At 67.0% G+C, this 18,968-nt stretch carries 19 protein-coding genes and 1 pseudogene; 11 read left to right on the top strand and 9 right to left on the bottom strand.

Features of this window, described 5'->3' with window-relative positions; genetic code table 11:
- Positions 1-32: 32 nt before the first annotated feature.
- Positions 33-1,031: a YhdH/YhfP family quinone oxidoreductase gene (locus Q0907_RS05460; RefSeq protein ID WP_299342358.1), complete on the top strand. Its 999-nt coding sequence runs from the start codon at positions 33-35 to the stop codon at positions 1,029-1,031.
- 102 nt (positions 1,032-1,133) lie between these two features.
- Positions 1,134-1,526 (top strand): twitching motility response regulator PilH, encoded by a 393-nt coding sequence (pilH, locus tag Q0907_RS05455; RefSeq protein ID WP_055942820.1) that lies wholly within the window; start codon positions 1,134-1,136, stop codon positions 1,524-1,526.
- Between the two features lie 63 nt (positions 1,527-1,589).
- On the opposite strand, the gene cfa is transcribed toward pilH, so the two are convergent.
- The 3 genes from cfa to Q0907_RS05440 all read right to left on the bottom strand — a co-directional run bounded on the left by cfa (position 1,590) and on the right by Q0907_RS05440 (position 3,922).
- A complete protein-coding gene (gene cfa / locus Q0907_RS05450; RefSeq protein WP_299342355.1) occupies positions 1,590-2,708 on the bottom strand; it encodes a cyclopropane fatty acyl phospholipid synthase in 1,119 nt (372 codons plus the stop codon).
- Between the two features lie 5 nt (positions 2,709-2,713).
- Complete coding sequence (locus tag Q0907_RS05445) at positions 2,714-3,562, bottom strand: DUF3298 and DUF4163 domain-containing protein (RefSeq protein ID WP_299342352.1); 849 nt, start codon at positions 3,560-3,562, stop codon at positions 2,714-2,716.
- 66 nt (positions 3,563-3,628) lie between these two features.
- The gene (locus tag Q0907_RS05440) at positions 3,629-3,922 is read right to left on the bottom strand and encodes a GNAT family N-acetyltransferase (RefSeq protein WP_299342350.1); all 294 of its coding nucleotides are present in this window, start codon (positions 3,920-3,922) and stop codon (positions 3,629-3,631) included.
- Positions 3,923-4,127: 205 nt separating this feature from the next.
- Here Q0907_RS05440 and Q0907_RS05435 point away from each other — a divergent pair, with 205 nt between their 5' ends.
- On the top strand, positions 4,128-4,325 hold the full coding sequence (locus tag Q0907_RS05435) for a hypothetical protein (RefSeq protein ID WP_299342646.1): 198 nt from the start codon (positions 4,128-4,130) through the stop codon (positions 4,323-4,325).
- Between the two features lie 140 nt (positions 4,326-4,465).
- On the opposite strand, the gene Q0907_RS05430 is transcribed toward Q0907_RS05435, so the two are convergent.
- From Q0907_RS05430 to Q0907_RS05420, 3 genes are all read right to left on the bottom strand, one after another.
- Positions 4,466-5,131, bottom strand: a complete 666-nt coding sequence (locus Q0907_RS05430; RefSeq protein WP_299342347.1) for a hypothetical protein — start codon at positions 5,129-5,131, stop codon at positions 4,466-4,468.
- Positions 5,132-5,211: 80 nt separating this feature from the next.
- A complete protein-coding gene (locus tag Q0907_RS05425; RefSeq protein WP_296278233.1) occupies positions 5,212-5,826 on the bottom strand; it encodes a rhomboid family intramembrane serine protease in 615 nt (204 codons plus the stop codon).
- 9 nt (positions 5,827-5,835) lie between these two features.
- Positions 5,836-7,503 (bottom strand): MFS transporter, encoded by a 1,668-nt coding sequence (locus tag Q0907_RS05420; RefSeq protein WP_299342343.1) that lies wholly within the window; start codon positions 7,501-7,503, stop codon positions 5,836-5,838.
- Between the two features lie 214 nt (positions 7,504-7,717).
- On the opposite strand from Q0907_RS05420, the pseudogene Q0907_RS05415 reads away from it, so the two are divergent.
- Positions 7,718-9,406, top strand: a pseudogene (locus Q0907_RS05415) (M14 family metallopeptidase); the annotation flags it as partial.
- A 126-nt stretch (positions 9,407-9,532) separates the two neighbouring features.
- Here Q0907_RS05415 and Q0907_RS05410 read toward each other — a convergent pair.
- Positions 9,533-10,285: a glutathione S-transferase family protein gene (locus Q0907_RS05410; RefSeq protein ID WP_299342339.1), complete on the bottom strand. Its 753-nt coding sequence runs from the start codon at positions 10,283-10,285 to the stop codon at positions 9,533-9,535.
- A gap of 194 nt (positions 10,286-10,479) precedes the next feature.
- Between Q0907_RS05410 and Q0907_RS05405 the strand changes: the two genes are divergently transcribed.
- The 4 genes from Q0907_RS05405 to dbpA are packed head-to-tail and all read left to right on the top strand — an operon-like array spanning position 10,480 to position 13,916.
- Positions 10,480-11,487, top strand: coding sequence for a YbaY family lipoprotein (locus Q0907_RS05405; protein ID WP_299342337.1), 1,008 nt, complete (start codon positions 10,480-10,482; stop codon positions 11,485-11,487).
- Between the two features lie 7 nt (positions 11,488-11,494).
- Positions 11,495-12,067 (top strand): ribonuclease domain-containing protein, encoded by a 573-nt coding sequence (locus tag Q0907_RS05400; RefSeq protein WP_299342334.1) that lies wholly within the window; start codon positions 11,495-11,497, stop codon positions 12,065-12,067.
- Positions 12,064-12,498, top strand: a complete 435-nt coding sequence (locus Q0907_RS05395; protein ID WP_299342332.1) for a barstar family protein — start codon at positions 12,064-12,066, stop codon at positions 12,496-12,498. Before Q0907_RS05400 ends, Q0907_RS05395 begins: the two co-directional genes overlap by 4 nt.
- A 41-nt stretch (positions 12,499-12,539) precedes the next feature.
- Positions 12,540-13,916, top strand: coding sequence for an ATP-dependent RNA helicase DbpA (gene dbpA / locus Q0907_RS05390; protein WP_299342329.1), 1,377 nt, complete (start codon positions 12,540-12,542; stop codon positions 13,914-13,916).
- A gap of 108 nt (positions 13,917-14,024) precedes the next feature.
- On the opposite strand, the gene Q0907_RS05385 is transcribed toward dbpA, so the two are convergent.
- The gene (locus tag Q0907_RS05385; protein WP_296278241.1) at positions 14,025-14,234 is read right to left on the bottom strand and encodes a cold-shock protein; all 210 of its coding nucleotides are present in this window, start codon (positions 14,232-14,234) and stop codon (positions 14,025-14,027) included.
- Between the two features lie 310 nt (positions 14,235-14,544).
- Here Q0907_RS05385 and Q0907_RS05380 point away from each other — a divergent pair, with 310 nt between their 5' ends.
- The 3 genes from Q0907_RS05380 to Q0907_RS05370 all read left to right on the top strand — a co-directional run bounded on the left by Q0907_RS05380 (position 14,545) and on the right by Q0907_RS05370 (position 17,968).
- Positions 14,545-15,102, top strand: coding sequence for a YaeQ family protein (locus Q0907_RS05380; protein ID WP_296278242.1), 558 nt, complete (start codon positions 14,545-14,547; stop codon positions 15,100-15,102).
- A 4-nt stretch (positions 15,103-15,106) separates the two neighbouring features.
- Complete coding sequence (locus Q0907_RS05375) at positions 15,107-16,288, top strand: NAD(P)/FAD-dependent oxidoreductase (protein WP_299342325.1); 1,182 nt, start codon at positions 15,107-15,109, stop codon at positions 16,286-16,288.
- A gap of 69 nt (positions 16,289-16,357) precedes the next feature.
- The gene (locus tag Q0907_RS05370) at positions 16,358-17,968 is read left to right on the top strand and encodes a carboxylesterase/lipase family protein (protein WP_299342322.1); all 1,611 of its coding nucleotides are present in this window, start codon (positions 16,358-16,360) and stop codon (positions 17,966-17,968) included.
- 17 nt (positions 17,969-17,985) lie between these two features.
- Here the strand turns inward: Q0907_RS05370 and Q0907_RS05365 are convergent, their stop codons facing one another.
- The gene (locus Q0907_RS05365) at positions 17,986-18,966 is read right to left on the bottom strand and encodes an LLM class flavin-dependent oxidoreductase (protein ID WP_299342645.1); all 981 of its coding nucleotides are present in this window, start codon (positions 18,964-18,966) and stop codon (positions 17,986-17,988) included.
- Between the last annotated feature and the right edge of the window lie 2 nt (positions 18,967-18,968).

Here is an 18,968-nt window from a genome sequence, read left to right as displayed (position 1 = left end):
CCCGGCTTTCGCCGGGATGACGGAGCACACGCATGACCCTGCCTTCCACCGCCTTCAACGCCTTCCGCATCCACAGTGACGACCCCGGCTATCGCAGCGGCATCGAGTCGCTCACGCTCGATGCGCTGAATCCCGGTGAAGTGGTCATCAAGACCGCCTACTCATCGGTCAACTACAAGGATGCGCTCGCCGGCACAGGCGAAGGCAAGATCCTGCGTCGCTTCCCCCTGGTCGGCGGCATCGACGTGGCCGGCCACGTGGTGGCCTCCAACGATCCCGCCTTCAAGGAGGGCGATGCGGTACTGGTGACCGGGTCCGGACTCAGCGAAACCCGCGACGGCGGCTACGCCGACTACGCGCGTCTCGATGCCAAGTGGGTCATTCCCCTGCCCACCGGCCTGAGCCTGCGCGAAAGCATGATCCTGGGCACGGCAGGGTTCACCGCCGCACTGGCGCTGTATCGCATGCGGGAAAACCGCCAGACGCCCGATCTCGGTCCGCTCGCGGTCACCGGTGCCACCGGCGGCGTCGGCTCACTGGCCGTCGATATCTTCAGCAGGGCCGGGTTCGAGGTGCACGCGATCAGTGGCAAGCCCGAGAACGCGGCCTACCTGACGTCGATCGGCGCCACCGAGGTACTGGGTCGCGATGCGCTCGCGACGGCGCGCCCGATGGAATCCGCGCGCTTCGGCGGCGGACTCGACAACGTCGGTGGCCCCATGCTCGCCAGCCTGCTGGCGCAGACCACGCCGTATGGCAACGTGGCGAGCGCCGGTCTTGCCGCGAGTGCCGACCTGCCCATAACTGTGATGCCCTTCATAATTCGGGGTGTATCGCTGCTCGGCGTGGCATCGGCCGGCACCGCGCGCGACATCCGCGAACAGGTCTGGCAGCACCTCGCCAGCGACTGGAAGCCGCGGCACCTCGAGACCATCTGCACCCGCGAAACCACGCTGGAAGGGTTGCCGGAGGTGTTCCGCACCATGCTGGACGGGCGCTCGTTCGGACGCACGCTGGTACGAATGGGATGAACGGCATCGGCGGCGCGACGGACGTTGTCCGTTGGCCGCCCAGCCCATTGTGTTGTCACGGACAAGGTCTAAAATCGGTGTCGGGGAACACTGGGGACATCCATGGCAAAGATTCTGATCGTCGACGATTCACCGTCGCAACTGCTGGGCATCCAGCGCATCGTCGAGAAACTGGGGCACGAATCCATCACCGCCGAGGACGGCGCCGCGGGCGTGGAAGTCGCCAAGCGCGAGCTGCCCGACATGGTGCTGATGGACGTGGTGATGCCGAACCTCAACGGGTTCCAGGCCACGCGCACGCTGAGCCGCGAGGCCACCACCAAGCACATTCCGGTGATCCTGGTGACCACCAAGGACCAGGATACGGACCGCATGTGGGGCCTTCGCCAGGGCGCCAAGGCATACTTGACCAAGCCGTTCTCGGAAGACGAACTGGCCGAGGTCATCGAGCGCATCTTCAACGCGCGCGAACTGCCTTCCGCGCCCTCCGCCTGACGCCGGTCGCGATTGCACGCTGAAGAGCAGGCCCCGGCCTGCTCTTTTCGTTTGCGTGTCCGCTCAACGTGGCGCGATGTAACCGCCCGGTACACCGCGTGGCGAAAGCACCAGCTGCCACAACTGCGAGCGGCGGCTGCGGAACGTGGCCATGGACGCGGCCAGGTAGAACCGCCACATCCGGCGGAAGCGCGCGTCGTAACGCGTGTCCAGCGATGCCCAGGCCGATTCCACGTTGTCCCGCCACGCCTGCAGCGTACGGTCGTAGTCGGCGCCGAAGTTGTGCCAGTCCTCGATGACGAACCGTCCTTCCACCGCCGCGGCGATCTGCGCCGCCGATGGCAGCATGGAATTGGGGAAGATGTACCGCGCGACCCAGGGATCTGTCCGTTGCACCGATCGGTTCCCCCCAATGGTATGCAGCAGGAACAGGCCTTCCGGCGGCAGGCAATGGCGAACGACGTCGAAATAGCTGGCGTAGTTCTTCACTCCCACGTGTTCGAACATGCCCAGCGAGAGCGCCGCGTCGAAGGGCTCCCGCAGCGCCCGATAGTCCTGCAGGCGGATCTCGACCGGCAATCCGGCGCACAGCTGCCGGGCATACGCCGCCTGCTCCCTGGAGACCGTGATCCCCACGCCTTCCACGCCATAGCGCTGCACGGCGAACTTGAGCGCTTCACCCCAGCCACAGCCGATGTCGAGCACCCGCATGCCGGGCAGCAGGCGGAGCTTGCGGCAGACCAGATCCAGCTTCGCTTCCTGCGCTGCGTCGAGATCGGTGGCGTCGCGCCAGTAGCCGCAGCTGTACACCAGGCGGCGGCCCAGCATCGCGGCGTAGAGATCGTTGCCGAGGTCGTAATGGCGGCGCCCTACTTCGCCACTGCGATGCGGCGACTGCAGGTTGGTCAGGCGGGCGCGCAGCGCATCGAACAGCTCCCCTGCACCGTGCACCTGTTCGTCCACGCCGGCGGCAAGCAGGCGGAACAGCAGACCATCGAGCGAGGCGCTGTCCCACCAGCCGTCCATGTAGCTTTCGCCCAATCCCAGCGACCCCTGCCCCAGCACCCGGGCATGGAAGCGGGGGTCGTGGATCCGGATATCCCAGGGGCGGTCGCCCCCGATCCGCACATCCGCTCCGGCCAACAGGTCTGCGATCCTGCGCTCGAAGCGGGCGTGCGGCATGTCGGTCAGCGCGCGAAGAGCTCCGCGTACGCCGGGGCGACGTGCGGCAGCAGCAAGGCAGCAGGCACGTCCATCGTCTGCGTACCGTCGGCGTACGGGCCCACCTGGTAGGGGGGGAAGACGAAGCGAAGGGCCGTGATGCGGCCTGCCGCATCCAGCACCGGCACGAATTCGCTGAAGTTGGCAGCGTCGGGTTCGGTGCCTTCGTCGATCATCCGGAACGTGCTCTTGATCAGGGCGGCGCGGTCCACCGGGGCGAGTTCGTCCTCGTCGGCACGGTTCACCACGGCGGTGTGCAGCTGTTCGCGGACGTAATCGCTGACGGTCTGCCAGCCCTTGGCGCCCGGGATCAGCGCGGCCGCGGTCAGGCGCGCGTCCTGCTGCGGCAACCAGACGAAGCGCGCGATCAGCGGCTGGCCGTGTGCGCCGCCCGTGTAGCGGCTGCCATCCGCCGCCACCGCGACGATCTGCGGGGTATCCACTACCTGCTCGAATGCCAGGGAAAGCTCGTAGGGTGCCGACGGCTTGTCGTTGCCGAAGGCGTCGACGGCCTGCATCAGTTCGGCGCGCTCGGCGGCCGTGTAGTCCGACAGCGCCTTCGCCAGCCCGGGATGGCGATTGACGGCCGCGGGATAGCTGATGCCGATGACATAGCGGTCGTTGCTTTCGATGACATCCTTCAGTTCGACCGGCGCTCCGGCAGTGGCCGCCGGCGTGGCAACGGGAGGCGGCGGTTCGCCGGCCGCGTCGGGTGCCGGCGGCGTCTCGCGCTGGCAGGCCGCCAGTGCGAGTGCGGCGACCAGAACCAGGCTCGCGTGGCGGGAGAGGTGGCGTGACGGGGGGGCGAGTGACACGTTCGGGCTCCTTCCGAGTGTGATGGCGATCATTCTAAGGCGGCGCCCGCGCAGCCTCCATCACGCTCAGGCATCCACCAGATCAGCGTACTGGGGATGACGCTGGACGTACGCGGCGGAATAGGAACACGCAGGCACCACGCGCCATCCCTGTGTGCGGGCATGGTGCAGCGCCGCCTTGACCAGCGCGGCCGCGATCCCCCGTCCGCCGATCGCCTCCGGCACACCCGTGTGCTCGATGATCATGCGCCCGTCCCGCAGGGAATAGACGAGCTCGGCTTCGTGACCCTCCAGGCGGGTGGAAAAGCGGCGGGAGGCCGCATCGTGATGCAGGTCGAAGGCAGGCAGGTCGTCGGTCATGGCGTCTCCGTGGTGAGTGGCTCAATGGCATTGTGACCCACTGCCCAGCCGGCGCCGTGGCAGAACTGGACGCAGCGCGTCACATTCATGCTTGTGAAAGGCATGAGGAGCACCAGTGAGCGTGATCGACTTCGCAGTTTCGACATTGGCACGATTGCTGCTAGGTACGGACCATAGACCTGCCTCTCGGAGTTCCGCCATGAGCATGATCGACACACTGCCCGACGTCTCCAACGCCAACGATTTCACGCTGCTGGAAGGTCTGTTCCAGCTCACGGTGACCGGCCATACCGACGCCTGGGAATTCGAACGCCTCAACAACGCCGTGTACGAGCGCCTGATGTCGGCCTACTCCGGCAGCGAGAAGGCGGGCGTACACGCAGTGCATTCCCTGGTGGACTGAGTCGCCGCACCTCTTCATCGGGTGCTCCGGCGCGGCGCAGGGGTCCGCCTTCGGGTGTGACTGCCGCGTCGGAGTCCCGTCCCACCTGCTTCGTCGAAGCAGGCAGAACGAAACCCTCCCATCGATCCCGCCGCGGTTCACTATTCGCCGCGATGATCCCGTTTGCCCTGGTTGCGACGATCCTGCGTGCCTGCGCTACCCTGGATCGCTTTGAGCCGGCTTTCCGCAGCATGCAGTTCCATCGCCTTGTCCGCTGCCTCGTTCGATACGAAGCCCGCTGCCGCCGTGGCACCCTGCCCATCCTGGTCCAATTGCTGCCATGACGCGGGCTGCCGATCATGCGCCTGCTTCTGCTCGAGCAACGACCGGGCGTTGGCCAGCGCCTGCGCCGGGGTAATCTTCCGGGGCGCACGTTTGCGCGCGGTCGCCTTCTTTGTCGCCCCCTTGCGTACGCTCGGCGTCCGCCTCGCTACCGTTGTTGCGGCGACCTTTTTCACCGCCTTCGAAACCGCCTTCCTCGCTGGCTGCTCGACCGCTTTCCTCGGGGCGGCACTGCCTGTGGTCTTCTTCGCTACGTTGGGTGCCGCCTTCTTCGTTGCCGGAGATGTCGGCGCCTGCTTCGCGGCCTTCTTGGTCGCGGCCTTCTTGGTCGCAGCCTTCCCGGGCGCGGTCTTCTTGGCCGTCACCGTCCTGGCCGAGGTCTTGGCCGGGACCTTCTTTACGGGTTTGCTTGCACGCTTATTGGACGCTGCCTTGCCTGCGACTTTCTTGACTGCCTTTTTCGCTACAGCTTTGCGGGTCGCCATGTGCGGCTCCACGGGTGGGACACGACCCCGGGATAGCATGGCCCACCTTCAATGCAGGTGAGCAAAGCCGCAAAGTCGGCTTAACCGAAGCTCGGGCGCGAGAGCTCCTGCAGGAAGTGTTGCACCACCTCCGCATCCATCACCACCAGGAAAAGCACCCCGTAGGCGGCACCCGCCAGGTGGGCACCATGGTTGATGTTGTCGCCGCCGCGCTTGTCCATCCAGATGCTGTAGGCGATGTACAGCACGGCGAACACGATGGCCGGCATGGGAATGAAGAACACCCCGATCGTAGCCCAGGGGGCCAGCAGGATGAAGGCGAACAGCACCGCCGACACCGCACCGGACGCGCCCAGGCTGCGGTAATTCGGGTCCTTCTGGTGCTTCAGGTAGGTCGGCAGGATCGACACCACCAGTGCCGAGAAGTAGAACAGCGGGAAAACCCACGGCCCCTTCTGCTCGGCCATCCAACCTTCGATCTGGCGCCCGAAGAAGAACAGCGTGAACATGTTGAAGAACAGGTGCCAGATGTCGGCGTGGATGAAGCCATACGTCACCAGCCGGTCGTACTGGCGGTGGCGATCGATGGCCGGCGGCCACAGGATCAGTCGCATCAACAGCGATGGCGTGCGCAGCGCGATGAGGCTCACCACGCAGGTCGCCGCGATCAGCAGCAGGGTGATGGGGGCGGTCATGATGGTTCCTCAGGCCGCGGTGCGGTAGTTGTCCTGCATCGGATAGGTACGTGCGTACAGCGCGAACGCCAGCGCCGCGACCAACGCGAACCCCGCGAAGAAGAACATCAGGAACGCGTTCTCGGTCCAGCCCTGCCCTTGGATCCAGCCGATCACGGCCGGGTCGCGCACGCTGGCATTCGTCAGCAGCACCCACAAGCCGCCGAAGGTGCTGGTGAGGTACCAGAACGCCATGATCACGCCCTTCATCGCCATCGGGGCCTGGCTGTAGGCGAACTCCAGCGCCGTCGCCGACACCAGCACTTCGCCGAAGGTCAGCAGCAGGTAGGGCAGCGTCTGCCATGCGAGCGAGACCTTTTCACCGTCATCCATCTGCAGCTGCAGCAGGCCTGCCACGATCCAGGACAACGCGGAGATCGCGATGCCCCACCCCATGCGGCGCAGCGCGGTGACGTTGAAGCCCATCTTCCGCAGTGCGGGGTACAGCACCAGGTTGTTGAACGGGATCAGCAGCATGACCATCAGCGGGTTGAGCGACTGCATCTGCGCAGCGGCCGCGGATATCTGCTTCGTATATTCCTCGGTGCCCATCAACGCGGTGGGCGGCTGGATCAGGAAGCTGGGCCACCACCATGCGTCGCCCGGCACGAACATCGCCCGGCCCTGGATGACCCAGGTCGACGCCTTCTGGTCGAACAGCGACCAGAAGGGCGTGACCAGGGCGAATACGATCAGGATGCGGAGCACCGAACGAACGCCTTCGATGGCGGCATCCGGGTGCAGGCCACGCGCCCGTTCGAGCTGCAACGATGCGCCGAAACCGACGCCGGCAATGATCGCGCCGAGCGCGAGGCAAGCGGTAATCACGAAACCCCAGGCGTCGGGCCAGAGGCCAACCCCTGCGAACTTCAACGCCCACAGCACCAGCATCGCCGCGGCGCCGATCACGCCAACGGCGGCGATCGCGGTGCCCAGGCCACGCTCGTTGCCCAACAGCGCGCTACGCACGATGTTAAGAAAAGAGTCCGGGTCGGTTCCGCGCGACGGCGGCACATTGACGTACTTCTTGCGCCCCGCCCAGAAGATCAGCGTGGCGATGAACATCAGGATGCCCGGGATACCGAACGCCCACGCCGCTCCCCAGTTGCGCAGCACCAGCGGCATCAGCAGCGAGGCGAAGAACGAACCGAAGTTGATGATCCAGTAGAACGCATCGAAGACGACCTTCGCCTTGCTCTTGTTGGTCTGGTCGAACTGGTCGCCGCAGAACGTCACCACCAGCGGCTTGATGCCGCCAGACCCCAGCGCAATCAGGAACAAGCCGGTATAGAAACCGGTGGCGTTGCTCTCGAACAGTGCCAGGCACGCATGGCCCGCGCAGTAGATCAGCGAAAACCACAGGACGGTGTTGTATTTGCCGAAGTAGCGGTCCGACAGCCAACCGCCCAGCAGCGGGAAGAAATAGACACCGATGACGAAACTGTGGAAAAGATCCTTCGCCGCACCCTCGCGCGCCGCCTGGTCGGGCAGGTACGCCAGCAGCACCGAACTGATCAGGAACGGCACCAGGATGTTGCGCATCCCGTAGAAGCTGAACCGTTCGCACGCCTCGTTGCCGATGATGTAGGGAATCTGGCGGGGCATGCGGCCCGGGCTGGCTTCTGCGGTCGTGCTCATCCGATCTTCCGGTGAAAGAATCCCGGAAGGTTACCGTATCGGGCTGCGGCGGGTCGAACCGCCAGACCTGCGTTCGCCCGTCCGACAGGGGCTGGGACTGACCGCGATTGCCGGGCATCATGCGCCCTGCCCTGTTCAGGATATGACCATGCTGCGACCGCTCTGCACCACGCTGTTGCTGGCCCTCGCGCCGCTCGCGCAGGCCCAGCCTGCCCTTACCACGGTGTCGGAGCGATCGGGATTCGTCGACACCGGGCGGTACGATGAAGTGGTCGCACTCTGCGATGCCTTCGCGCGGCAGTATCCGAAAGCCGTGCGCTGCACCACGTTCGGCACCACGCCGGAGGGTCGGCCGATGAAGGCGCTGGTCGCATCCACCAGCGGTGCGCTCACGCCGGAACAGGCGCAGCGCCGCCAGTTGCCCGTCGTGCTCGTGCAAGGCGGCATCCACGCCGGCGAGATCGATGGCAAGGATGCGGGCTTCCTCGCGCTACGCGAGGTACTGGAAGGCAAGGCCGCCGCAGGCGCCCTCGACAAACTGGTCTGGGTATTCGTGCCGGTGTTCAACGTCGATGGCCACGAGCGTTTCGGCGCCTGGAACCGCCCCAACCAGCGCGGCCCGAAGGAAATGGGCTGGCGGACCACCGCGCAGAACTACAACCTCAACCGCGACTACGTGAAGGCCGACACGCCGGAGATGCAGGCCATGCTGCAGCTGGTGCAGCGTTGGGACCCCATCGTTGCCGTGGACCTGCACGCGACCAACGGTGCCCGGTTCGAACACGACATCTCCATCCAGGTCGAACCCGTGCATGCCGGCGATGCCGGATTGCGCAAAGCCGGCCTCGCATTGCGCAGCGGCGTGATCGACGATCTGGCGAAGCAGGGGTCGCTGCCGCTGCCCTACTACCCTTCGTTCGTGGTGCAGGACGATCCCACCTCCGGCTTCGAGGACAGCGTGCCGCCGCCGCGCTTCTCCCATGGCTATTTCCTGCTGCGCAACCGCATCGGCATGCTGGTGGAAACGCACTCGTGGAAGGAGTACCCGGTACGCGTGCGGATCACCCGCAATACCGTCGTCTCGGTGCTGGAGCACGTCGCCCGTGATGGCGCTGCGTGGTACGCCGCCGCGAAGCAGGCGGATGCGTCCGCCGCGCAGCTGGCCGGCACCGCCGAGCCGCTGACCTGGGCCGCGGCACCGACGTCCCGCACGGTCGACTTCCGTGGCTATGCCTACACCCGGACGAAGTCCGACGTCTCGGGCGCGTTGATGACGCGCTATGACGAAAAAACACCGCAGGTCTGGAAGGTGCCGCTGAAGGACGACATCCGTCCCGGCGTCGTCGTGGAGGCGCCGCGTGGCGGCTATCTGGTCCCCGCCGCGGAAGCCGCCTGGGTCGCGCCCGTTCTGAAGACGCATGGGGTTGACTACCTCCTGCTCGGCAAGCCGTGGCAGGGCGACGCGCAGGTGTTCCGCGCGACGAAGAGCAGCTTCGGCGGTACGTCCGTCGAAACGCACCAACGCCTGACCGTCGAGGGCGACTGGGCGCGTGAACAACGCACCACCCCCACCGGTGCGTTGTTTGTGCCGATCGCGCAACCCAAGGCGCGCCTGGTGATGGCGTTGCTGGAGCCTAGAGCGCCGGATTCGCTGCTGGCATGGGGGCGCTTCAACAATGCCTTCGAGCGCAAGGAGTACATGGAGGACTATGTGGCCGAAAGCGTCGCGCGCGAGATGCTGCGCGACTCCGCGATCAAGGCCGAGTTCGAGCGCAGGCTGCGCGAAGACAAGGCCTTCGCGGCCGATCCCGCCGCGCGGCTGGAGTTTTTCTACCGCAGGCATCCGTCATGGGACGAGCGCTACCAGCTGTATCCGGTGTTGCGCATCGACACGGTGCCTTAGGCTCTGACGCTCCTTCAGCCGCGGCGCATGTCGGGACCCTGCAGCCAGCGCGGCCACGGACGTTCACCGAGCCTTCGCCATGCGGTCGCGATCCGCGCCAGCCCGTCGGCATGGCGAGGCGCGCACTCAGCCCAGCCGCCGCATCCCGTAGCGTGCCGGCGCATTGCCGAGAGTCGTTTCGGTGAGCGGTGCGCCCATCGCTGCGAGTACGCTGCGCTGCTGGTCCAGCGGGGTACGCAGCATGCCGTTCTCGTACGTCGCCAGCGTCTGGAACGCGGGCAGCGCCCAGGCGCGTTCCAGCAATCCGGCCACGCGCGGCCACCGCGACGCATCGACGTCATGACGCACGAAGACGGCGTTGCGGAAGAAGGCGGCAAGCGTGATGTCGGCGATCGAAAGCTCACCGAAGATCCAGCCCCGCTCCGGCAGCTGCGACTCCAGATAGTCCAACGCAACGGGCAGTTCTTCGTCGCGGGCCTTGCGGACGACATCGTCGTCGGTACCCTCATTGAAGAGAAAGCGCCGCACGCCTTTCTGGAAGAACATGCGCCAGACGATGACGTCGCCCAGCTGGGAGTCCGCATATTCCTCGAGCCAACGCGCCTGGGCCCGCGGCACGGCGCCTGACGGATACAGCGACGGGTCGGGATAGCGGTCCTGCAGGTATTCGCAGATCACCGTGGAGTCGTTGAGGACCAGCCCGCCATCCAGCAGCACGGGGATGCGCCGGAGCGGACTCAGGCGACTGAACTCCTCGTTGCCGACGAACGGTGCGATGGGATCGATCCGGTACGGGATGCCCTTCAGTTCGAGACAGACCAGCACCTTGCGCACATACGGCGACAGGTAGTTGCCGATGATCGTGACGGGTTCGCTCATGTACGGCCTCCGCTCGGGTGCAGACAGCGTGCGCAGCCCAGCCCGAACGGTCAACCCCACGCGGGGCCCGCGGCGGCGCACGCGCGCATGCGCCGGGCATGGAGAAACGTCCGCGTATCGACGCTTCCCGCGTTGACGGACCATTACGTCCGCCATCGCTAAGCTGACGGGCCATCACCTGCGGGGAGCACGCCATGTTCCGTCCCTTGCTGACCACCGCCTGCCTGCTGGTGCTGGCAGCGTGCCAGTCGCCGCCTGCCGCGCCGGCCGCCGATGACGCCCCAGCCGCGACGCCGCCAGCGACCGTGATCGAAGGGCGTGCGACGTATCTGCAACGGATAGCGCCCCCGCCGGGCGCGGTGCTGAGCGTGGAGTTGATCGACAACCAGCTGGCCGACACGCCGGCCGCCATCGTCGCGCGTGCGGACTTCACCGACCTCCAGGGTCCACCGTTCGCCTTCTCCCTGCCCTATGACGCCTCCCAGCTCCGCCGCAACGGACAGTACGGCCTGCATGCCGGCCTGCGCGATGCCGAAGGCAGGCTCTGGTTCGTCACCGACACGCGCGTGCCGGTCACGCCAGGCGCGGCGTCACCCGTGGAATTCCGGATGGTGCAGGCAGGCGCCGAACCGACCCCGCCGATCGGCACCACCTATTGGCAATGCGGCGACCAGCGCATCGGCGTCCGCCCCGACACCGCGAAGCACCAGGTGGCGCTGGATATCGGTGGCGACGTCCTGACCCTGCCCCATGCCACGAGCGCATCCGGCACGCGGTATGCCGATGCCGCAGGCAACACGTTCTGGAGCCAGGGTACGGACGCTACCCTGACGCTTGTGGGCGAGCCTGCGGTGCCCTGCCTCGCGGCGGAACAGGGCTCGCCCTGGGATGCCGCGAAGGCGCGTGGCAGCGTGTTTCGCGGGCTGGGCACCGAGCCTGGCTGGTCGGTCGAGGTCGGCGGCGGTGAAATGCCCCGGCTGCAGGCCGAACTGGACTATGGCGAACAGAGGGTCGACGTTCCGCAGGCCCGCAGGACGGCCGAGGGTTACGCCGGCAGTACCGGCGATGGCCGGGCCGTGTCGCTCGTCACGAAGAAGGAAAGCTGCAACGACGGCATGAGCGACAACACCTATCCGGCCTCCGTGATCCTGACGGTCGGCGACAACACCTACCGCGGCTGCGGCCGCTTCCTGACGGAATGATGCACGCATGAGTCGACGTTCCCGCGCACGCCGCCAGAACCGCCAACGCCTTCCCCTCTTCGCCTTCCTTGCGCTGCTCGTACTCGGCGCGGGTGCGTGGTGGTGGTCCCAGCGCGACGAGGCTCCCGCCGCCGCTACGGCCACCCGCGACGCCGCTCCCGATCCGAAGCACACCAGCGCCGTGCTGGCGCTGCCGCCGGTCGAACACACACGCCCCCGCGATCTGGCCGGCAACGTGCCCGACGTCGCGCCTCCGGCGACGCCCGCACCGTCCGCTCGCGACGCGGACGCGCTGCCCGCCTTCCTGCCGCCGGAAGCACGGCAGACGCTCGCGCTGATACAGCGCGGCGGCCCCTTCCCGCATCGGCAGGACGGCAGCGTGTTCCAGAACCGCGAAGGACGCCTGCCGCGCCGGGAGCGAGGTTATTACCGCGAGTACACGGTCGACACGCCGGGGCTGGACCACCGGGGCGAGCGCCGCATCGTCGCCGGCGGGCAACCTCCGCGCGAGTACTACTACAGCGACGACCACTACGAGAGCTTCCGGCGTTTCGAGATCGGCAGCGGAGCGGCGCGATGAGCGACTCCGGTTTCGACCCCGGCCTTACCGATCCCGCCCGCGCCGGTGTGTTTTTCGTGACGGAGGACGACCTCGGCCCCTTGGCCGCCGTCGGCCGCGATGCCGGCCTGCTGGCACGCCGCATCGACCTGTCCGGCTGCGACGGCAAGTCCGCGCTGCTGCTCCGCATCGCGACGGTGCTGGATTTCCCGCAGACATCGGGCCGCAACTGGGACGCGCTGTCGGACAGCCTGCGCGACCTGTCCTGGCTGGAAGCGCCGGGCTATGTACTGCTGTTCGAGCAGGCGCATGAACTGCGCGACCGCGCCGAGGCGGATTTCGACACCCTGCTCGACGTGCTTGACGAGGCTTCGCAGGCATGGGCGGTGGATGACGTGCCGTTCTGGGCCTTCATCGCACTGCCGGAAGAGGACTTCCCCGACCTCCAGTAACGGTGCCGGGCAGTGATCGCCGCTATCTGCGAAAATGCGGCATGCTCGATTTCACCTCTCTTCCGCTGGCGCCCGGCCTGCAGCAGGGCGTCCAGGCGCTCGGCTACACCCAGCCCACCCCGATCCAGGCCCGCAGCCTGCCTGCCATCCTCGACGGCCGCGACGTCATCGCGCAGGCGCCGACCGGCAGCGGCAAGACCGCCGCGTTCGGCCTGGGGCTGCTGCACCGGCTGGATATCGCCACCGTGCGCACCCAGGCATTGGTGCTGTGCCCGACGCGCGAACTGGCCGACCAGGTCGCGCAGCAACTGCGCAAACTCGCGGTCGGACTTCCCAACCTGAAAGTGCTGACGCTGTGCGGCGGCATGCCGCTCGAACCCCAGTTGCGCTCGCTGGAGGCGCACGACCCGCAGGTGGTCGTCGGTACGCCCGGGCGCATCCAGGAACTGCTGCGCAAGAAAGCGCTGCATCTGGGCGGCGTGCGCACCTTGGTACTCGACGAAGCCGACCGCATGCTCGACATGGGATTCGAGGAGCCCATCCGCGAGATCACCGGCAAGACCCCGAAGGACCGCCAGAGCCTGCTGTTCTCGGCCACATTCACTGACGCCATCCGCGACATCGCCCGCAACACGCTGCGCGACCCCCTCGAAGTGACGGTGGACGCACCACAAGCGCAGTCGGCGATCGAGCAGCGTTTCCTGCAGGTCGATCCCGCGCGCAAGCAGACCACGCTGGCGGGACTGCTCGCGCAGCATCGCGTCGAGTCCGGGGTGGTCTTCTGCAACATGCGCAAGGACGTGGACGAAGTCGCGATCTCATTGCAGCACTTTGGCTTCTCCGCACTCGCCCTGCACGGCGACATGGAGCAGCGCGACCGCGACGAGGTGCTGGTGCGCTTCGCCAACCGCAGCTGCAACGTGCTGGTCGCCAGCGACGTCGCTGCGCGCGGCCTTGACATCGAGGATATGGCGCTGGTGGTCAACTACGACATACCCAGCGACGCGGACACCTATGTGCACCGCATCGGCCGCACCGGCCGTGCCGGACGCGATGGCCTGGCGATCAGCCTGTGCACACCGCGCGAGCTGCCACGCGCAGCGGTCATCGAGGAACGGCTCGGCGCTCCCCTGTTGTGGGACCGCAACGCACCGCCCGCCCCCAAGGCCAACACTGCGCCTCCGGCCGCGATGACCACGCTGCGGATCGACGCCGGCAAGACCGACAAGCTGCGGCCGGGCGATGTACTGGGCGCACTGACCGGCGATGCGGGCCTGTCGGCGTCTGCCATCGGCAAGATCAACGTCTTCCCGACGCGTACCTATGTGGCGGTCGCACGCGACAAGGCCGCCGCCGCGCTGTCGCGGCTCAACGCCGGCAAGATCAAGGGCCGCAGCTTCCGCGTGCGCAAGCTCTGAAGGTGCGCCCACGACGTACTGCAGGGCGACGTCATGTTGAGGCCCACAAACAAAAACGCCGGCGCTTGCGCACCGGCGTCTTCTTGAACCATCGGGTTCAGCGCTGGATTACAGCGGCTGCACCTGGTCAGCCTGCATGCCCTTCTGGCCCTGCACGGCGACGAAGGAGACCGACTGGCCTTCCTTCAGCGACTTGAAGCCATTGCCCTGGATCGAGCGGAAGTGCACGAACAGGTCGGGGCCGCTCTGCGGGGTGATGAAGCCGAAGCCCTTGGCGTCGTTGAACCACTTGACGGTACCGGTCTGACGATCAGACATCTTTACTAACTCCTGAAACATGGATGAAAGGACCACAACCCCGGCATATGACCGGGACGGGACTGGGTTTGCAGGCGTTGGTAAAGCGGGAAGATGTAGCAGATGTATCTACCGCATCAGGCTCACGATTCACGGTGACCCTGGCAAGCACAGTGCCGCGCACTCTACCGGGCTTTTCATGTAAAAGCGAATCCCTTTTGCAAGAAAGCTGAACAGGGCTCTTTCCCGGCAGGCTTTAACCGATTGCAGCCGACGGCGGGCAGGCTCCGCCGCCGGCGTATCATGGCGCCCCGTTTTCCGAACCCCTGCCATGGCGCTCAAGTCCACCGTCGTCAAAGCCGAACTGCAGATCAGCGACATGGACCGCCACTACTACGGCACCCACAACCTGACCCTGGCGCAGCACCCGTCCGAAACCGATGAGCGGCTGATGGTCCGGCTGATCGCCTTCGCCCTGATGGCGCAGGACCGCCTGGAATTCGGCAAGGGCCTCAGCAACGAGGAAGAGCCCGACCTGTGGCGCAAGGACTACACGGGGTTGATCGAACAGTGGATCGACCTGGGCCAGCCCGACGAATCGCGTATCCGCAAGGCGTGCGGGCGGGCCCACGAGGTCATCGTGGTGAATTACGGTGGGCGCGCCGCCGACCTGTGGTGGGACAGGAATGCGGCATTGCTGGCCCGTCACCGCAACCTGACCGTGCTGGACATCGCGCCCGAGTCGGTGGCTGCCATCACGGCGCTCATGGTCCGCAGCATGCGCTTCAACGTGATGATCCAGGACGGCGAGATGCAATGGATGACCGACGACCAGGTGGTCGCCATCACGCCGACCGTCCGCCAGGCGGGTCTCGCGCGGGCCGCCTGACCGCATGGCGCCCACCCACGACGTACTGGTGGTCGGAGGCGGTGCGGCCGGCCTGATGACCGCCTTGACCGCCGGCCGGCGCGGCCTGCGCGTGATGGTGATCGAACACGCCAACAAGGTCGGCAAGAAGATCCTGATGTCCGGCGGCGGGCGCTGCAACTTCACCAATACCGGCACCACGCCGGCCAACTTCCTGTCCGCCAATCCGCACTTCTGCAAGTCGGCGCTGGCGCGCTACACGCCGGGCGATTTCATCACACTGGTCGAGCAACACCGCATCGCCTACCACGAGAAGGAACTCGGGCAGCTGTTCTGCGACGTCTCGTCCAAGCTGATCGTGAAGCTGCTGGTGGACGAATGCCTGGCCGCCGGCGTGCATATCGAGACGGGCTGCAGTGTCGGTAACGTCGAACAGACGGACGGCGTGTTCCGCCTGGACACCCCGCTGGGGCGCGTGGCCGCGCCGTCGCTGGTGGTGGCCACCGGCGGACTGTCCATCCCGAGCATGGGCGCGACCGGTTTCGGCTACGATCTTGCGCGCCGGTTCGGCCACGACGTGCTGCCTACGCGCGCCGGCCTGGTGCCGCTAACGCTGAGCGGCAAGCACCAGGAGCGCCTGGCCGACCTGAGCGGCGTGTCGTTCCCGGTCGAGGCACGCTGCGGCAAGGCGCGCTTCCGCAACTTCATGCTGCTGACCCACCGCGGCGTCAGCGGCCCGTCGATCCTGCAGATCTCCTCGTACTGGCAGCCGGGCGACGACCTGCGCCTGGACCTGCTGCCGGACCGCGACACGCTGGCATGGCTGCAAGCACAACAGCAGCAGCGGCCGGATGCCGAACTGAAGACCGTCCTGTCCGACGCGTTGCCACGTCGTTTCGCGCAGCGCCTGTGCGAGGTCTGGCTGCCCAACCGCCCTATGAAGCAGTTCAACGCTCCCCAGCTGAAAGAGGCCGCCGCCCTGATCGCCGACTGGCCGCTGGTCGCCAGCGGAACCGAGGGCTATCGCACGGCCGAAGTGACCCTCGGCGGCGTGGACACCGACGGCGTCTCCAGCAGCACGATGATGTCCAAGCGTGTGCCCGGCCTGTTCTTCGTCGGCGAAGTGCTGGATGTCACCGGCTGGCTGGGCGGCTACAACTTCCAGTGGGCGTGGGCATCGGGCCATGCTGCGGGCACGGCCGTCTGACGCAGTGCGGCGTTTCTCTCCGGGAGCGGTTTGTTAGCCTTTGGAAACCGGTGTCATCATAAGGTTTCCATGGCGGCCTCCCCTCCTCCTTCCCGTCGGCAGTTCCTGGCGCAGGTCGCCGGCACGTCCGGGCTGGCCCTGCTGGCCTCCACGTTGCCCTTCGGCGCCAGCGCGCAGCGCCAACCCGTCGCCACGACACGCAGTGGCCGCGTTGCAGGGACCACCGACGGCGGCGTCCAGGTGTTCCGCGGCATTCCTTACGCCGGCGACACCACCCGCCGACGCTTCCAGCGCGCCTTGCGCGAGACCGGCTGGACGGGCGTGCGGGATGCCTCCCGCTTCGGCGCCTCGGCTCCGCAGCGCGGTGACGCCGACGGGCAACCGGTCAGCGAAGACTGCCTGTTCCTGAACGTCTACACGCCGGCTCTGCGCGATGGCGGGAAGCGCCCGATACTGGTCTACATCCATGGCGGTGGCTACAACAACGGCTCAGGCTCGCATCCGCTCTACGACGGCGCGAACCTCTGCCGTCGTGGCGACGTCGTCGTGGTCACCGTCAATCATCGGCTCAACGCGTTCGGCTACCTGTATCTGGGCGAAAGCGGCGACGAGCGCGTGCGGGAGTCGGGCAACGTCGGGCAGCTCGATCTGATCGACGCGCTGCGCTGGGTCCGCGAGCACGCACATGCATTCGGTGGCGATGCCGACAACGTCACCGTGTTCGGCCAGTCCGGCGGCGGCGCCAAGATCGCCACGCTGATGGCCATGCCGGAGGCCGATCGCCTGTTCCACAAGGCGATGACGATGAGCGGCCAGCAGGTCACCGCGGCCGGCCCGCGCGCCGCCGCGCAGCGCACGGCGCTGTTCATGGCCGAACTGGGCCTGGGCCCTCGCGATGTGGATCGCCTGCTGACGATGCCGATGGCCCGCCTTCTGGACGCCACGCGGGTGCGCGACCCGTCGCGCGTGGAGGACACCGCGCTCTACTTCGGCCCTGTGCTGGATACGCACCAGCTTCCGCGGCATCCGTTCTACCCCGATGCGCCCGCGCAGTCCGCCGACATCCCGATGGTCATCGGCAATACGCGCGACGAGACGCGCGCCTTCCTGGGCAACGATCCGGCGAACTTCAGCCTGACCTGGGAAAAGCTCCCGCAGAAGCTCCGCGAGCAGCAGTTCGTGGATGTGTCACCGGACGTGGTGATCGCCGAATACCGGCGCCTGTATCCGGACTACACGCCGTCGGAGGTCTTCTTCGCGGCGACCACCGCCGGGCGCTCATGGCGCGGCGCCATCGTCGAGGCCCAAGCGCGCGCGCGACAGGGATCGCCGGCGTGGGTCTACCAACTCGACTGGCGTTCGCCGGCGAACGGTGGAAAGCTGCGCGCGTTCCACACGCTCGACATTCCGCTGGTGTTCGACAACATCGCGAAAGAAGGATCGAAGACAGGGACCGACGCCCGCGCCCGCGCCATGGCGGCGCGCATGAGCGATGCGTTGATCGCCCTCGCCCGCCACGGCGACCCGAACCATGCGGGCATCCCCGCATGGCGTCCATACACCCTGCCACAGCGGCAGACCATGGTGTTCGACGACGAATCGTCCCTGCAGAACGATCCGCGTGGCGGCGAGCGCAGGCTCTACGAGCGCGTGCCCTTCATCCAGCGGGGCACCATGTAGCGTGCGCGTGGCGCACGCTACGACATGACGTCGGCGGCGATCTCGAACGAACGCAGGCGCTTGCCGTGGTCGAAGATGTTGGCGGTCAGCATCAGTTCATCCGGGCGATGCCGCTGGATGAAGTCGGCGATGCCCTTGCGCACGGTATCGCGGCTGCCGACGACCGCGCACGCCAGCGCCTGCGCGACGCCGGCCTTTTCGTGCGGCTCCCAGAAGGCCTCGATGTCGTCGATCGGCGGCGGCACCCGTCCCGCACGGCCGCGACGCAGGTTGACGAAGGCCTGCTGTTGGGTGGTGAACAGGTAGCGCGCTTCCTCGTCCGTCTCGGCGGCCACGACGTTCAGGGCGAGCATCGCGTGCGGCCTGGCCAGACGCTTCGAGGGACGGAAATCGCGGTGGTACAGCAAGAGCGCCTGGTCCATCGCGTCGGGCGCGAAATGCGATGCAAACGCATAGGGCAAGCCCAGCGCGGCCGCGAGTTGCGCGCCGAACAGGCTGGAACCGAGCAGCCACACGGGCACCTCGAGTCCCGCACCCGGCACGGCACGCACGGCCTGCCCGTCCTGTACCGGCTCGAAGTAGCGCAGCACTTCCTGCACGTCCTGCGGGAACTGCTCGGCACTGTCGAAGTAGCGCCGCAAGGCGCGTGCGGTCGCCTGGTCGGTGCCCGGTGCGCGACCCAGGCCGAGGTCGATGCGGCCCGGATACAGCGACGCGAGCGTGCCGAACTGCTCGGCCACCTGCAACGGTGAATGGTTCGGCAGCATGATGCCGCCGGAACCGACGCGGATCGTCGACGTCGCACCGGCGACGTGACCGATCAACACGGCGGTCGCGGCGCTGGCGATGCCCGGCATGTTGTGGTGCTCGGCCAGCCAGTAGCGGGTGTAGCCCCAGCGCTCGGCGTGCTGCGCCAGGTCGCGCATGTGGACGAACGCCTGCGTGGTGTCGCTGCCCTCGCAGACGGGGGCAAGATCGAGGAGCGAATACGGGATCATGG

Origin of the sequence: uncultured Pseudoxanthomonas sp., from assembly GCF_947498795.1 — a bacterium.
Taxonomy (GTDB): domain Bacteria; phylum Pseudomonadota; class Gammaproteobacteria; order Xanthomonadales; family Xanthomonadaceae; genus Pseudoxanthomonas_A.
Note: the sequence above shows the minus strand (reverse complement) of the source record. Positions and strands in the feature narration are given on the sequence as shown.

Coding starts and splice junctions, on each gene's coding strand:
- Q0907_RS05460 (WP_299342358.1), top strand. CDS start 33: ATGACCCTGCCTTCCACCGCCTTCAACGCCTTCCGCATCCACAGTGAC.
- pilH (WP_055942820.1), top strand. CDS start 1,134: ATGGCAAAGATTCTGATCGTCGACGATTCACCGTCGCAACTGCTGGGC.
- cfa (WP_299342355.1), bottom strand. CDS start 2,708: ATGCCGCACGCCCGCTTCGAGCGCAGGATCGCAGACCTGTTGGCCGGA.
- Q0907_RS05440 (WP_299342350.1), bottom strand. CDS start 3,922: ATGACCGACGACCTGCCTGCCTTCGACCTGCATCACGATGCGGCCTCC.
- Q0907_RS05435 (WP_299342646.1), top strand. CDS start 4,128: ATGATCGACACACTGCCCGACGTCTCCAACGCCAACGATTTCACGCTG.
- Q0907_RS05430 (WP_299342347.1), bottom strand. CDS start 5,131: ATGGCGACCCGCAAAGCTGTAGCGAAAAAGGCAGTCAAGAAAGTCGCA.
- Q0907_RS05425 (WP_296278233.1), bottom strand. CDS start 5,826: ATGACCGCCCCCATCACCCTGCTGCTGATCGCGGCGACCTGCGTGGTG.
- Q0907_RS05420 (WP_299342343.1), bottom strand. CDS start 7,503: ATGAGCACGACCGCAGAAGCCAGCCCGGGCCGCATGCCCCGCCAGATT.
- Q0907_RS05410 (WP_299342339.1), bottom strand. CDS start 10,285: ATGAGCGAACCCGTCACGATCATCGGCAACTACCTGTCGCCGTATGTG.
- Q0907_RS05405 (WP_299342337.1), top strand. CDS start 10,480: ATGTTCCGTCCCTTGCTGACCACCGCCTGCCTGCTGGTGCTGGCAGCG.
- Q0907_RS05400 (WP_299342334.1), top strand. CDS start 11,495: ATGAGTCGACGTTCCCGCGCACGCCGCCAGAACCGCCAACGCCTTCCC.
- Q0907_RS05395 (WP_299342332.1), top strand. CDS start 12,064: ATGAGCGACTCCGGTTTCGACCCCGGCCTTACCGATCCCGCCCGCGCC.
- dbpA (WP_299342329.1), top strand. CDS start 12,540: ATGCTCGATTTCACCTCTCTTCCGCTGGCGCCCGGCCTGCAGCAGGGC.
- Q0907_RS05385 (WP_296278241.1), bottom strand. CDS start 14,234: ATGTCTGATCGTCAGACCGGTACCGTCAAGTGGTTCAACGACGCCAAG.
- Q0907_RS05380 (WP_296278242.1), top strand. CDS start 14,545: ATGGCGCTCAAGTCCACCGTCGTCAAAGCCGAACTGCAGATCAGCGAC.
- Q0907_RS05375 (WP_299342325.1), top strand. CDS start 15,107: ATGGCGCCCACCCACGACGTACTGGTGGTCGGAGGCGGTGCGGCCGGC.
- Q0907_RS05370 (WP_299342322.1), top strand. CDS start 16,358: ATGGCGGCCTCCCCTCCTCCTTCCCGTCGGCAGTTCCTGGCGCAGGTC.
- Q0907_RS05365 (WP_299342645.1), bottom strand. CDS start 18,966: ATGATCCCGTATTCGCTCCTCGATCTTGCCCCCGTCTGCGAGGGCAGC.